Below are 14,409 nucleotides of genomic sequence, written 5' to 3'. Positions count from 1 at the left end.
AGGTCCGCTGAGGGCTTGTTGCCGGCAGATGCCTCAGAGCAGCTCGACGCGGTATTCGCGCATCCAGTCGTTGATCCGCAGCAGGGACTCGAAGCCCAGGCGGAGGAACTGGAGCTCGCTCGGATCCGCCTGCTCGACCAGGGCGTAGGCCGCTCGGGCGCTGGTCTCCTCCATCAGGGACCGGACCGGCGCGTTCGGATCCGCCATCAGGTCACCGAGCTTCTGCCGCATCGCCCGGTCGTAGGCCGGATCCACGATCGCCGGGTACGGGGTCTTCCGGCGTTCCAGCACGAAGCTCGGCACCGTTGCGGCCACCGCGGCCCGGAGCAGGCTCTTCTCCCGCCCGTCGAAGGACTTCGTCGACCAGGGCACGTTGAACACGTACTCGACGAGCCGATGGTCGCAGAACGGCACCCGGACCTCCAGGCCGACCGCCATGCTCATCCGGTCCTTGCGCTCCAGCAGCATGGGCAGGAACCGGGTGAGGAACAGGTAGGACACCCGGCGCATGCGCGCGTCGACCTCGTCCTCGTCGTCGAGCACCGGCGCCTCGCGTACCGCCTCGGCGTACCGGTCGGCCCGGTAGGTGTCGAGCGCCAGCCGGCGGGGCAGGTCGGGGTCGAGGAACGACGGGCCGCTCACGGTGGTGGGCGTGCTGTGGTACATCCAGGGGAACGTCTCCGCGGTCGTGGCGCCGGGGTCGTGGAACCACGGGTAGCCGCCGAAGAGCTCGTCCGAGCCCTCACCGGACAGGGCGACGGTCGAATGCCCGCGTACCGCCCGGAACAGCAGGTAGAGCGAGGTGTCCATGTCGGCCAGCCCGAGCGGCAGGTCGCGGGCGCGGAGCACGGCGAGCCGGGTCGCCGGGTCGGTCAGGTCGGCGGCGTTGAGGGTGATCGTCTCGTGGGCGGTTCCGACGGAGGCGGCCAGCTTGGCGGCGAACGACGCATCCTCGGCGGGGTCCTGGCCCGGCCGACCGGGCTGGGCGAAACCGACGGCGAAGGAGCGCAGCGGGCCCTCGGCGCGCTCGGCCAGCGCCTCCGCCGCGTACGCGGTGACGGCGCTGGAGTCGAGTCCGCCGGACAGCAGCGAACAGAGCGGCACGTCCGCCACCGTCTGCCCCGCGACGGCCCGCCTCAGCAACTCCCGCACCGTCTCGACGGTGGTCGCCCGGTCGTCGCGGTGCGCCGTCGCGGGCAGACGCCAGTAGGCGGTCTCCACCGTGCCCGTCCGGTCGAACCGCAGCACGTGCCCGGGCAGGACCGACCGCATCCCCTCGAAGATCGCCTGGCCGGGCGTGTTCGCCCAGGTCATGAGTTCCCGCAGCCCGAGGGCGCCGAGCCGGGCGCGGACCGCGGGGTGGGCGAGGATGGCCTTCGGCTCGGAGCCGAAGAGCAGACCCTGGGCGGTGGGATGATAGTAGAGCGGCTTGACCCCCAGCCGGTCCCGGACGAGGACCAGCCGCTGGTCGCGGTCGTCCCAGACGGCGAACGCGAACATGCCGACCAGCCGGGCCGCCAGCCCCTCGCCCCACTCCAGGTAGCCCCGGAGGACGACCTCGGTGTCGCTGCGGGTACGGAACCGGTGCCCACGGGCGGTGAGCTCGTCGCGCAGCTCCCGGAAGTTGTAGACCTCGCCGCTGTAGCTGACGACCGCCGCCGGCTCGCGGTCCGGGTCGTCGGCCATGGGCTGCGCGCCGCCCGCCAGGTCGATGACGGCGAGCCGTCGGTGCCCGAGGGCGGCGTGCCGGCCGATCCAGGCGCCCTCGGCGTCCGGCCCTCGGCAGGACATCGTGGCAGTCATCGACGAGATGACGGCGCGTTCCGCGCGCAGGTCGCGCCCGAAGTCGATCCATCCGGTGATTCCACACATGGTGATCTCAGCGTCCGTTCGTGGCGGGTCGGGAAAGGTCGGTCGGGCCGGAGCCCGCAGCGGGAGGACCGGCCGGGCCGTCCGCCGTGCGGTGCTCGTCCGGCCGACCCGGCTGCCCGTCCGGCCAGGTCGGCACCGCGTTCAGCGTCTCCTCCGGCAACTTGCCGGAGCGCGCCAGGAGCAGGAAGTACCGGCCGAGCTCGTGCAGCTGCGCAAGCCCGGTCAGCCCCCGGTCCCAGCAGGCGACCTCCAGGTCGGCGCAGCCCCAACGGTTCCGGAAGAAGGTCTCCACCAGGTCGTGTCGGATGTGCTCGACCCGGAACTCGCCGTTGCGCCGCGTCGCCGTCTCGTTGACGGCGCCCGCGGCCGCGGCACAGGTCCGGGCCAGCCGCAGCAGGGCCCGTTGCCCCGTCAGCAGGGACGGGACGCGGTGCCCGGCGCGGATGCCGGGTTCGGTCCGGAAGGACCGCACCAGGGCCCGGACGACGATTTCCCGATCGGGGAGGGCGGCCTGTTCCGCCGACGACAACCATTCACGCATGCCGGCCGTCGGCCCGCCGTCGGGACCGAGCAGCCGGCGGGCCCGGGCCGCCCCGAGCGCCCGCTCGACGAGCGTCGCCCCGGCGTCGTCGTCGCCTTCCGGCGTCCCGTCCCGCGCGATCGCGTCGAGCGTCACCCGGCGGTGCAGCGACGGGTACGCCGGCAGGAAGAGCTGGAGGAACGCGAGCGTGTGCTGGTCGGTCACCAGCCGGCCGCCGAGTTCGACGCCCTCGTTCTCCCAGCGCCAGTCCGCGAGGTACACGGTGTCCAGGTTGGCGTGCTTCGAGACGTCGACCGGCGTCACCTCCACCGGGCGCCCGTCGCGTACCAGGCGCAGCGCCCGCAGCGCGTCGAGCCGCTTGACGTCCCGCTGGTCGGGGTGGACATCGAGCCACCCGCGCGCCCGGCGGGCGGCATCCGCCAGGCCGTGCTGTTCCGCCATCCGCCACAGGGCCGACCAGCTTCGACGGGGAAACGGCAGGTCGCGGACCAGCGCGAGGAGGCCGTTGGCCTCGTCCGGGGCGAGCGCCTCGCCGGTGGCCGCCCGCAGGCCGTACCGGATCGAGACCAGGGCGTCGGAAAGCTGCGCGTGCCCGTCGTCGTCGAGGTGGACGACGGCGACCTCGTCGTCGGCGGTGACCGTGCCGTCCGCGTACCACTGGAAGACCTGGCCGACGCCGACGACGCCGTAGGGGTGCAGTTCGGCGGCGCGCAGCGCGCCCATACTGCTGGCCCCGACGACCCGGACCCCCCTGCGGACCAGGTGCAGGATCTCCTTGTGACGGACAGCGGGCGCCTGGAAGAAGAGCCCGTCGAGGATGAGGACGGTGTCCGCCGCTGCGGGCCGGAGTCGCAGCAGGTCGCCGTGGCGCACCGGCGGATGCGTCACGGCGTCGGGGACGACCCGGCGGATGTCGTCGGCGCCGATGGTGGGGCCGGCGAAGACATGGGTCGCCATCGTGATCAGGACTCCTCCGGTCGAACGGGCCGCGGGCATTCGTCGCCGGTGCCGAAGCGCAGCCCGGGAGCGATCACCCGGATCACCGACAGCGGCTCGTCGTCCGTGGACAACCGCACCTCCAGCACGGGTCGGCCGGTCCGCCGGCCGACCTGCCGCAGGCACCACCGGTACTCCTCGTCGACGGAGTCGAAACGCCGGGTCCGCAAAGCGGCCAGGGTCTGGCGCCACGAGCGGATCCCGCCGGGTGGGGTGACCGGCCGTCGGGCGTCCCAGCGGTGGGAGCGGTAGAGGGCGCCCCGGACGTCGTCCCGGGTGCCGTTGATGACCGTCAACCTGCTCTGCGCGGCCTCGGTCACGGCACGTGAGAGGGCCGTCGCGGGGTCGGTGTGGCAGCCGGACCCCGAGTAGATCGACGGATCCTCGGGCGACCAGAGGTAGGCGACGAAGCAGGGGAACGCGGGGTCGCGGGTGTTGTCGACGAGTTCCAGCCAGGCCCCGGCGGACGTGATCTGCTCGATCAGGCGGCGGCAGCCGGGGTCCGTCACCGTCTCGGGGGCGATGTGGGTCCGGGTGGACACCGGCCGGTCCCCGAGGTCGAACGTACAGTCCCGCTCGATGAGCTCGAACAACCCGTGCAGGGCCGCCTCCGCCGGGCAGTTCCCGCTGGCCAGGCCGTTGCTGGAGACCCGCAGCAGCGGCACCGACCAGACCGGCGCGGCGAGCGAGGAGATGGCCACGCTGGCGCGCGGCACCAGCGTGTCCCGCTCCGTGCCGGCCACCCGGGCCGGCACCCAGTCCAGCGGCGTGTCCGCCGTCAGCAGGCTCCGGGCGGCGCGCTGCAGGGACATGACGTCGTACGGCAGGCGCAGGGCCGAGGCGGGCACGCCCACCGGCCCCGGCGGCGTCGCCGGAAGCTCCTCGGCGTACCACAGCTCGATGGCCTCCATCGACGCCGAGACCTTCGCGGCCACGTCCGTGGCGCCCTTGCCCTGGCTGACGCTCAGCGTGCGGGCCATCGGCCGGACGGCGACCCACACCGGGATGCCGAGCACGTCGAGGCCGGTGACGTCCGCGACGCGGGTCAGACCGCAGCGCGCGAAGAGCCGCTCGGCGAGCTGCCACGTCTCCGCCGGATGCCGGGTGCGGTGCGTGCCGGCGAAGTACCGCTTCACGTTCCGGCCCGCGGTGGCCGGTGTCGCGTCGAGGATGGACGATTCACTCATACCCTGCTCCTCCGCCGAGGGGGTTGGGACGTTTCGATCACGTACTCCGCCGCGTGCGTCCGGAGGGCCAGCGCCGCCGGGTCGGGCAACGGCTCGGTGAGGGTCAACGCGCCGGCGGTCCCCTCCGGCCAGCACCTCGGCTGGGAGAGATCCACGTACACGGGCTTGCGGACGGCGCTGCCGGACCGCGAGCGAGCCTGCCCCACCCACTCGTCGGAGGCCCGCCCCCGGACGACGTCCCACGGCTCGGGGAGGGTGACCGCCCGGACGAAGAACTGTCGGGGCACCCCGGTCCCGGCGCACCACCGGTGCCACCCCACCGTCCTGGCGGCGTCGTCGGCGCCCGCGGGCAGCGCAGTCGGCGGCACCTTCCACGTCCGGCGGGCGAGCACCAGCCGACCGAGGACCAGCCGTGGATAGTGGCGGACACCGCGGGAGCCCGCCGCGACGTCGCCGTCGACCTGGTCCCAGAACGCCAGCGTGCTGCCCGTCGCCGGGCCAAGTCTGCGCAGCCACCGGAAGAACGGTGGCGCCAACTGCGTCAGCGTGGCGTTCTGGGGGACCGGGACCAGCGGTCTTCCCGGCAGCGCGCTGCTGTGCAGCAACAGCCGGCCACGCGCCGGGTCGACCCGAACCGTGCAGTCGCCCGGGTCGATCCGGGCCTCCGGGTCGCACTCCAGGGCATGGCCGGGAAAAGCCAGGCTGTACGGCAGCAGTCGGGGCCGCTCGTTGGCGGTCGCGCCGAACCGCGCCGTGACGTCCACCGCCAGCGCGTCCGGCTCGCCGACATCCGCCGCGCCGGCCCACTCCCGCAGCAGCCCGACCGGCGCCCCGCCCAGACCGGCGGCGACCCGGGCGGCGAACCGGCCGTACCCGCAACCGAGGCCGTTGAGCACGACGCGGTCGCCAGCGAACTGCACGGGCCAGGCCGCGCAGGCCCACTCCGGCACCTCGTCGGGCAGGGCGTCGGCGAGTCGGTCCAGCTCCGCGCCGTCCAGCCGGACCTCGTGGGCGCCCGGCGAGCCGGCCGCGAGCGCCCGGAGCAGGTCGGTCAGGCCGGCACGCAACTCCAGGGTCCGCCGCAGCAACGGACGGCTCGACTCGGCGACCATCGCGTCCGCCGCGGCGCGTCCGGAACCGACGAACCATCGGTACGCGGTCAGCAGCGGGACCGCGTCGGTGCCGAAGCGGTCCCGGAAAGCCAACGTCCCGGCGAGTTGGAAGGGCAGCTCGGGAGCGAGCAGCGGCGCGATCAGCTTGACCCGTCCGAGGTCTGCCAGGACCTCCCCGTCGAGCGCCGGAGCTGGTTCGTCGACGACCCCTACGAGATCGTCGGTGACCAGCAGACGATCGGTTCCCGCCGTGCTGACCCCGCAGGCGGTGGCGAGTCGTTCGAGCCCGGCCCGGGCGGGCGCGGTCAGGGCGCCCGGCACGGGCGAGGGATCCGCCTCGATGTCGCGTAGCAGGCGCAGGGCGGCGCGCAGGTCGTCGGCGTCGTCCTCGCCGGTCGTGGCGGGCAGCGCCGCCAGGACGCCGTCGAGGACCTGCCGGCCGTGTCCCGGCGGGCGCAGCCCCACCTCGAGCAGACCACAGCGCAGGAGCGCGGCGAGCTGGTCCGGGACCGTGCCGTCGGGAGAGAGGTCGCGGAGCCGGCGCGGGGAGCGCAGCCGGCGCAGCAGGCCGGCCAGCCGGTCGGGGCAGGCGGCGGTGCGCAGGTCGTCCACCGGTCCGCCGGTGACCAGCCAGCTCACCCGGCCCTCGGCGGGCTCGCCGACGGTGGCGGTGGGATTCGTCGTCACCCACACCTGCTCCGGCGTCACCGACCGCAGGCCCCGGCCACGTACCCAGTGCTGCACCCAGTCGAGCGCCTGTCGATCCACCCGGACGCGCCGGTGCGGCGGCCGTCGACCGGCCCCCGGGACGAGCAGCGTGGCCTCGGCGAGCCGGGCGAACGGTGACGGCTTGGTGGCGCTGCGCTGGAGCAGCCGGAACACGGTGAGCAGACGCCGCCGGTCACGGGCCGACCCCGGGCGGTGCCGTCCGCTCCGACGGATCTCCGCCAGCAGACCCGGCACCGAGAGCTCCACCGAAGCGGCGAAGTCCGGATCGGTGAGGCGGTCGTGGACGGTCGCCCGGGTGGCACGGTCGAGTTCCGTCAGGGCCGTCCGCAGCTCGGTCCACCGTCGGTCGAGTTCCGAGCGCGCCCGCTCGTACGCGGCGACCGGCCCGACGTCGAGCAGTTCCCCGGCGACGGTGGTCAGCACGCGGCCGTTGTAGGCGTCCCGCCGGGCGCGGAGCAGCCGACGCCGCTCGGCCGGCGTCGCCAGCGGCACGAGGGCGCTGATGACGTCCGCCGCCGCCGCGCCCCGCGTACGGCAGGTCTTCTCGGCCTCGGCGACCCGCCCGGCTGCCGCCCACACCCGGTCGCCGGAGAGGTCCCGCAGGACCTGTGGGCCCGATCCGCAGCGGCGGCGGACCACCACCGGCCCGACCCGCACCCTGCGCGTCGCCGCGGGCGCCCGCCCTAACGCCATGTCGCCTCCAGCGGCAGCGTCTCCAGACCACGGTGCAGGAAGTGCGCCGTCCAGCGTGGATCGCCGACGAGGCGCACCGCGGCGCATCGGCGGGCCACGACGGTGAGCAGCGCGATCCCCTCCAGCCGGGCGACGTGCGCGCCCAGGCAGACGTGCCGTCCCTCCCCGAACGCGACGCCGGCGAGCGGCCCAGCCGACTGACCGGTGGTGACCAGTTCGTGGTTGGCCGCGCCCAGCATGACCCGTAGCCGGTCACCCCGCCTGATCAGCTGGCCGGCCACCTCGACGTCGGTCATCGCCAGCCGGGCGGTGAAGGTCAGGGGGGACTCGGTGAGCAGGACCCGCTCCACCTCCGCCTCGGCGGCGCGGCGTCCCTCGTGCAGATCGTCCAGCAGCTCCGGCACGGTGGCCAGGCGCAGCAACAGACCGCTGATCATGTTGCGCGAGGTGTCGTGCCCGGCGAGGTAGAGGCTGAAGACGTTGGCCACCGCCTCGACCTCGGAGAGCGCCTGCGGGGTGCCCGCAGCGGCCCGGATGGCCGCGAGCACCGAGTCCGGGACGGGATCGGCGAGCCATCGCCGCACCAGGACCGTCAGGTCGTCCAGCGCCGCGATCGCGTCCCGGACGGCGTCGTCGCCGGCCCGGCCGCTGGCCAGGCCGCCGCCCTGACTGATCGTCCGGCACAGCTCGCTGACGTCGGCCCGCTCCGGCTCCGGCACGCCGACCAGCTCGCCGACGACGGAGACGGGCAGCCGGCCGCTGATCGCCGTCACGCCGTCGAAGCGGCCGTCCGGACCGATGTCGGCGAGCAGCCTGCCGATCGTCGTCTCGACCGCCGCCCTCCGGGCGCGTACGGCCCGGGGTGAGAAGGCCGGGCCGAGGGTGCGGCGCATCCGGTCGTGATCGGCGCCTTCCGCGGACAGCAGCAGGCTCCGGACGAACTCGCCGTGCCCCGCGCCGTCGCCCCATTCGGAGTTCTGGTCGGCCCCGGGCATCCGGAACCGCTCGTCCCGCAGCACCATCCGGGCGGCCTCGTGCCCGACGACGAGCCAGCACCCGCCGGACCCGCTCCACACCAGGCTGCCCTGTCGACGCAGTTGTTCGTAGAGCACCGCCGGCCGGCGTAGCAGATGGCCCGCCACCGCCGCCCGTTTCCGGGCCTGCGCCGTGTGTTCGGTCGCTGGGGTCACCGCAGTGCCTTTCCTCGCTCGTCGAAGGCGGCCTCGGTCGAGGCCCGGATCAGCACCCGCGCCGGCACCACCGGACTCGGCAGTCCGGCGCAGGCCAGGCGGATCTCGCCTTCGGTCACCTCGCCGACGACGAGCACCGTGACGCGGTCGACCGGGCCGGAACGGTCCACCGAGACCCGGGCGTCGGTGACGCCCGGCAGGGCCCGCACCGCGGCGGCGACGGTCGCCGGGTACACGGTCACCCCGTCGACCTTGATCAGGTCGTCGACCCGTCCCGCCAGCAGGTAGCCGGTGCCGTCCGGAGCGGGACGCGCCAGATCCCCGGCGCTCACCGAGCCGTCGGGGCGGGCCCGCAGCGCGCCCCCGAGGGCGGCGAACCGGGTGTCGGGCCCCCGGGTCCAGAGCATGCCGACCCCGTCGTGCCCGACGTCCTCCAGCCAGACCTGTTTGCCTGGCAGCGGCAGCCCGACGTTGCCGGTGTCGTCCACCTCCCGACGGACGGTGAGCAGGCCGGTCTCCGTCGAGCCCAGCATCGTCAGGAACCGGCAGCCGGGCAGCCCAGCCGCGATCCGCCGGGCCCGGTCGGGGGTCAGGCCACCCCCCGCCGGGACGAACGAGGTCCGGTCGTAGCGCGCCTGGGCCGGGGCGGCGCCGGCCGCCAAGGTGCCGAGCGCCGGCGCGGCCAGGCAGACGCCGGGCCGGTCGGCGAGGTGCCGCGCGGCCACCGTCCACTGGTGCGGTCGGAACAGCAGCAGGTCCCGGCCCAGCAACAGCGCCGGCAGCACGACGACGTAGAAGGCCGCCGCGAAGTCCAGATCGGAACAGGCGGCGAACACCTCCGCCTCCTCGTACTCGGGCATCCCCCCGGTGTACAGGCGGACCGCCTCGGGCAGGGCGTGTGGTCGGCCGAAGAGCAACCGGGGCGCACCGGTGCTGCCCGAGGTGGCCGTGGCGTACGTCGGCCCCTCGACCTCGGTGGGCGGCGCCGACCGAGCCCCCGCCTCCCGGACGAGGCCGCGGAACACCCGCCCGGCGCCCCACCGGGCCGGGTCACCGAGCACCCATCGTGGAGTGGACGCGGCCAGCCCGACCGCCAGCAGCCCGACCAGGGAGCGGACCGAGCATTCGGCGGGCACCACCCAGCCGTGTGACGTCCGGGGCAGCGCGGCGGCGAGGTCCGTCGCCTCCCCGAGGATCTCCCGCCACGGAACGCGTCCGTTCCCGTCCACCACCCCACGGTCGGACCGGGCGAGCAGCTCGACGGTGGGGGTCAGCCACGGGGCGTCGACGCCCATGCCAACCACCCCCTGATCGTGGTCGGGGCGGTGGCGTGGTCCGGAACGGTGTGTCCGTTCTGCTCCAGGGTCGCCGCCGCCATGACCCGTTCGACGGAGCTGAGCGGGCGGTCGAGATCGTGCTCCTCCAGGCTCTCCGTGAGCATCCGGGCCAGATCCTGCCGGGGCTCGGCAGCCGGGCAGCGCACCGTCAACCGCCGTGGCATGTTGAACCTGATGTGCCTGATGCGTTCGATCTCGGCGTCGACGAGCACGGCGCCGGGGGCCGCCCGGCACATCGCGTCGAACAGCTCGACGGCCTGGCGTCGGGCCAGTCGGGCGCCCAGGCACCGGTAGGCGCCCCAGCCGAAGGACAACACCGCCCGACCCGCTATCCCCTCGGCGGGCTGGTTCGCCTCCGCCACCTGGACGCTGATGATCTGGCCCGCCCGGACCTGCAGGTCGCCGAGCGTGATCGGCGCGTGGGCGACCCGCTCCAGGGTCTTCAGCGGCGGTTCGCTGCGCAGCGCCTCGTCGAGCAGGGTTTCCCGCCGCGCCGGGTCGGCCGCTCCGGCGGAGCCGAGGATGAGCGCCGCCGCGTTGCCGAGCATGCCGGCCACGGTCTCCAGCGAGGCCTGGACCAGCATGACGATGTTGGCCTCGAAGTCCTCCTCGGAGATCCCGCCGGTCCACCCCGCGTGCCATGCGCCCAACACGCTGCCGGTGGACGCCCGGGCCCGGGCCTGGCGGATCGATCGGCGGATCTCCGTCAGCGCGGCGTGGCCCTCGACGACCGCCGTCGCCGGATCCGGCAGCCGGGCCGCGTAGGCGACCAGCGCGAGCCGCTGGCTCAACTTGTGGAGGCGGTGGAACTCCCCGGGCGGCAGGCCCAGCAGGTGGGCGCCGCACTCCACGGCGTACCGGAAGGCGACCCCGGTCATGAACTCGCCACCGCCCGCGGCGGCGAACCTCCCGACCACCTGGTCGGCCAGGGCGCGTAGGGCCGGCGTCATGGCGTCGACGGCGTCCGCGGTGAAGAAACGCCCGAAGGCGCGACGGAGACTGGCGTGCCGCTCCGGTGACGCCTGAAGCATGATCCGCTCGGCGAACGCCGCCAGCTCCTCCGCCGACGGCCGTGCCCCGTCGGCCAGCCCGTGGATCAGCGACGCCATCACCGCGGTGGACTCCACCACCCCCAACCGGTCGTCGCTGAGCAGGCGGACCGCGGCCTCCCGGTCCGCGACCACCCAGCCGAGGCCGCCGGGCAGGGGGGTGACCGCCGACCGGGTCGCCGGTTCAGGGGAACGGATGTGGCTCATGCCGGACCTCCTCGCCCGCCGTGACGGTGGGACCGACCCCGTTGCGGAGCCGGAAGCGTGCGATGGCCGCGCTCGTCGGCATCCGGCGGTGTGAATGCCCGAACGTCATCGGCGTGGTCCCCGGGACGACCGCCTTCACGCACCGCAGGCCCAGCCGGTGGAGCTCGCTGGTCGTGTGGTCGACGACGAACACCTCCTGGCCGTCGGCGCGGGCCACGTCGAGCATCGCCGCGAGGTCCGCGGCGACGTCCCCGCGGGGCACGTGCGTCGCCGGCACCGGAGCGGGGCGGCCGGCGGGGGCCAGCAGGAAGTCGAACCTGCCGCGTGCCTCCGGAAGGCCGGCCACCAGCGCGTGGTCGGTCATGTGCCGGACCAGCGCCGGACGGGCCAGGGCCTGCCCGGAGGGGCGCTGCTGCCGGTACATCATGGTGATCGCCGGCGCCGCCGCCGCCATCTCCTGCACGGCGCCGCGCAGCGCGCGGGACACGGTCAGGGCGCAGCCCGCCGTGACCAGGGTGGCCGGCACGGCGGGATCGTCGGCCAGCGAGACGAGCAGCACCACCGGCACCCCGAACGGACCGACGACCTGAAAGGCGCGCAGCTCCCGACCGGTGCGGTGGCGTAGGCCGCGCAGCGCGGCGGCGTCGGCGCCGGTCACCCGGTCGAGGTCGATCTCCGGCAGGGGGGTACGCGAGTACCAGGCGGTCAGGAAGGCGTCCCGCTCGGCGACCTCCAGGAGCGCCGCGAGCAGCGCCTCCTCCACGCCGGCGCCCAGCGCGCAGCCGTTGGAGTTCTCGTACACGAACGCCGGCCCCGTCCCGGGCCGCTGGGTCGCCCCGTAGTAGGCGACGTGGAAGGGCAGGTGGACGGCCCGGCCCGTCAGCACGGAGTGGGCCAGCGCCCAGCCGGTCGGGGTGTGCGGGTCGAACCGGGTGTACTCGAAGCCGGGCTGGTCGTAGGCGTCGTCCTCGTGCAGCAGCAGGGAGCGGGGGTCGACGCCGTCGGCGAGGTCGGCGAAGGCGGCGAACCGGACGGGATCCCGTCCGCCGCAGTGCCATCCCGCGTAGCGTTCCAATCCCTCCAGCACCGCGCCGGCCCGCGCCGTGACGTAGTCGTCCGCCCGCCCGATGGCGATCTCCTCGAACCCCCATCGGGTGGGCACCTTGACCTGCACGGACGGTAGGGCGGCATCACCGGCGAGGATCGGGGTGCGGGTGACGCCCGACCACGAGTCGACGTACTCGGACTCCAGCCGGTCGGCGAACTCGGTGACCGGGAACCGCCGGGTCGAGGCCGGACCGGTGGCGGGCAGCGCCGCGTCGAGGTCCGGCAGCGGCGGTGGCACCGGAGTCGCCGTCGCCGTGCAGTGCGGCGCCCGGCACAGGGTGTGGGCGATGGCCGGGTGCCAGTCACCGGCCAGGCCGCCGTCGTCGAGCACGAAGGCCGCGTCGCGGCTGCGCGGCGGCTCGCCAGCGGCCAGCCGTTGCGCCTCCGCCCGCAGCAGGGCGGCGACGACGTAGCCGGCAGCGACCGGCCAGGCCGGTTCGTCCGGCCGGCCGGACAGTGGACGCCAGGCGGTCTCCGCGTCGGTCACCGCCCCCTCCGGCTGGTTGGTGACCCGGACCCGCAACGCGAGGCAGTGCGGGCAGTTCGGCCGGTCGGGTTCCACCAGCGGGCCCACCACCAGCCGTCCCCGGCAGCCGTACACCGGCAGTAGCGGCGCCTGCTGCCTGGGCAGCGCCCGCAGGTCGGCGTCCCAGGAGAGGTCGACCAGCACCGCGAGCCGGATGTCCGCCCCGGGCTGCGGCGCCGCGTCCGGACCGACCAGCCGTACGAGATCACCGGCGAGAAGGGCGATCGAGGACCTCAGGTCCGTGGCCCTGCCCCGGCTGGGATGTTCCGCCACCGTGCTCATCACCGCCCGCCGTCCTGTCCGATCTCGACGCCTACCAGGTGCGCGGACACCAGCGCCGGCAGCGGCGCCGGCCGGGCCCGCAGGCCGAGCGCCGCCGTGTGCCTCTGGGGAAGCTCACCGGCGTACGGCGGGGTGGCGGGCGTCACCTCACCGGACCACCCGGGATGCTGCCGGCCGGCGAGCGCCGCCAGCAGCGCCCGCTGCTCGGCCTGCTCGGGACCGAGGCCGGTCAGGGGCGCCCCACCGGCGGTCCAGGCGCGCCACATTCCGCTGGGGTGCGCCTGGTGGCGTACCGGCGGCAGGTGACCGGCGAGGCCGCCGAGCCGGTGCCGCGCGGCTGTCGGCTGGTCCACCACCCGGTCGGACCAGCCGTCGGTCAGCCAGGTGTCGGCCCAGTGGGTGAGGGCACGGGCGGTCGCCACGGTGGTGTCCACCGCGACGCCGACCGCGGCGCCCGAACCGGTGGGCAGGTACCGCTCCACGGACAGCGACAGGGACTCGGTCCGGGCGTGCGTCATCGTCTCCGCCACCACGAGCGGTCCGTCCCGAAGCGTGGCCGGCTCTGCCCGTCCCACCGGGTTGAGCACCAACCGGAGCATGGTCAGCGGCAGTTGCGGCAGCCCCTCGGGGGAGCAGGAGGCGAGCGGCCCGAAACAGCGGGCGCCCAGGACCAGGTTCGGGAAGGAGGCGGTACGCGGCGTGGGGACACCGGCACGGTCGTGCCGGCCGACCGTCGGGCAGGTGGGGTCGACGTCGACGGCCGACCGCCAGATCTGGAGCGTGTCCAGGTCGATCACCGCCGCCTCGCCCAGCGGGCGGCGGTCGCCGTCGACCAGCACCCGGGCCACCTCCTGGCTCAGCACTCCTGCGGCCAGTTGCGCGGCCGCGCCGATCCCGTCGCCGGTCGGTAGCGCGACCGACCGGTGGTTCAGTCGTCGCCAGGCACACCGGGGGCACGCCGACGGGTGGCCCGCCAGGTGGCCCTTGAGCAGCAAAGCGCGACCCCGGACCAGCCCCAGCCAGGTGCCGGCGCCGTCGGCGGCCACGCGGTCCGCCAGGGCCAACGCCGCGTCCGCCTGACCGGCGGGGAAGAACCCGACCAGGTGGCGGCCGGCGAGTTCGGTGGCGGTGGGGCCGTCCGGGTCGGCAGGTACCACGATGTCGCGGAACCCGGCCTGCGCCAACGCGTCCGCCGCCAGGGCCGCGTAGCCGGCCGGGCCGGCCACCACCATCCCCGCCCGCTGCGCGGGGCGTCCGTCGTTCCGGCCGTTCCCACCTGTGGGGTCGGCTTCCCCGGTCCGCGCGTCGGACGGATCCCGGCGTAGCACCTGCCGCTGCCGCAGCAGGTCGACCAGACCACGGAGGTACCGGGCCTGCGCCGGGGCCAGCGAGTCGAACAGTTGCTCCGGTGTCACCCCCCGGTCGAACAGCGGCCCCAGCCGGGCCAGCCAGGCGGCGACGTCGCGCCCCCGCAGCACGAACGAGCCCTCGGCGGTCCGGAGCCACACCCCGTCGCGCACCGGCAGGTAGTAGACGTCGTCGCTGAGGAGCAGCGGGGTTCCGGTCAACTCGTGCCTCCCC

Annotated in this window: 9 protein-coding genes; all 9 read right to left on the bottom strand. The window is 74.9% G+C overall.

From position 1 onward, the window contains the following. Positions 1-33: 33 nt before the first annotated feature. The 9 genes from asnB to O7606_RS13495 are packed head-to-tail and all read right to left on the bottom strand — an operon-like array spanning position 34 to position 14,396. Entirely contained in the window at positions 34-1,872 is a 1,839-nt protein-coding gene (gene asnB, locus O7606_RS13535) for an asparagine synthase (glutamine-hydrolyzing) (protein WP_281594382.1), read from the bottom strand. Between the two features lie 7 nt (positions 1,873-1,879). Beyond that, positions 1,880-3,370: a TfuA-like protein gene (locus O7606_RS13530; protein WP_281594381.1), complete on the bottom strand. Its 1,491-nt coding sequence runs from the start codon at positions 3,368-3,370 to the stop codon at positions 1,880-1,882. A gap of 5 nt (positions 3,371-3,375) precedes the next feature. Further along, positions 3,376-4,596: a YcaO-like family protein gene (locus tag O7606_RS13525; protein WP_281594380.1), complete on the bottom strand. Its 1,221-nt coding sequence runs from the start codon at positions 4,594-4,596 to the stop codon at positions 3,376-3,378. Then, on the bottom strand, positions 4,593-7,130 hold the full coding sequence (locus O7606_RS13520) for a lantibiotic dehydratase (RefSeq protein ID WP_281594379.1): 2,538 nt from the start codon (positions 7,128-7,130) through the stop codon (positions 4,593-4,595). Before O7606_RS13520 ends, O7606_RS13525 begins: the two co-directional genes overlap by 4 nt. Continuing rightward, complete coding sequence (locus O7606_RS13515; RefSeq protein WP_281594378.1) at positions 7,121-8,320, bottom strand: hypothetical protein; 1,200 nt, start codon at positions 8,318-8,320, stop codon at positions 7,121-7,123. The genes O7606_RS13520 and O7606_RS13515 overlap by 10 nt, the downstream gene beginning before the upstream one ends. After that, positions 8,317-9,615 (bottom strand): AMP-binding protein, encoded by a 1,299-nt coding sequence (locus O7606_RS13510; RefSeq protein ID WP_281594377.1) that lies wholly within the window; start codon positions 9,613-9,615, stop codon positions 8,317-8,319. Before O7606_RS13510 ends, O7606_RS13515 begins: the two co-directional genes overlap by 4 nt. Then, entirely contained in the window at positions 9,591-10,913 is a 1,323-nt protein-coding gene (locus O7606_RS13505; protein ID WP_281594376.1) for a hypothetical protein, read from the bottom strand. The genes O7606_RS13510 and O7606_RS13505 overlap by 25 nt, the downstream gene beginning before the upstream one ends. Next, positions 10,891-12,828: a TOMM precursor leader peptide-binding protein gene (locus O7606_RS13500; RefSeq protein WP_281594375.1), complete on the bottom strand. Its 1,938-nt coding sequence runs from the start codon at positions 12,826-12,828 to the stop codon at positions 10,891-10,893. Before O7606_RS13500 ends, O7606_RS13505 begins: the two co-directional genes overlap by 23 nt. Further along, positions 12,828-14,396: a hypothetical protein gene (locus O7606_RS13495; protein ID WP_281594374.1), complete on the bottom strand. Its 1,569-nt coding sequence runs from the start codon at positions 14,394-14,396 to the stop codon at positions 12,828-12,830. Before O7606_RS13495 ends, O7606_RS13500 begins: the two co-directional genes overlap by 1 nt. Positions 14,397-14,409: the final 13 nt, after the last annotated feature.

The sequence above is a fragment of the Micromonospora sp. WMMD882 genome, assembly GCF_027497255.1.
Classification (GTDB): domain Bacteria; phylum Actinomycetota; class Actinomycetes; order Mycobacteriales; family Micromonosporaceae; genus Micromonospora.
Note: the sequence above shows the minus strand (reverse complement) of the source record. Positions and strands in the feature narration are given on the sequence as shown.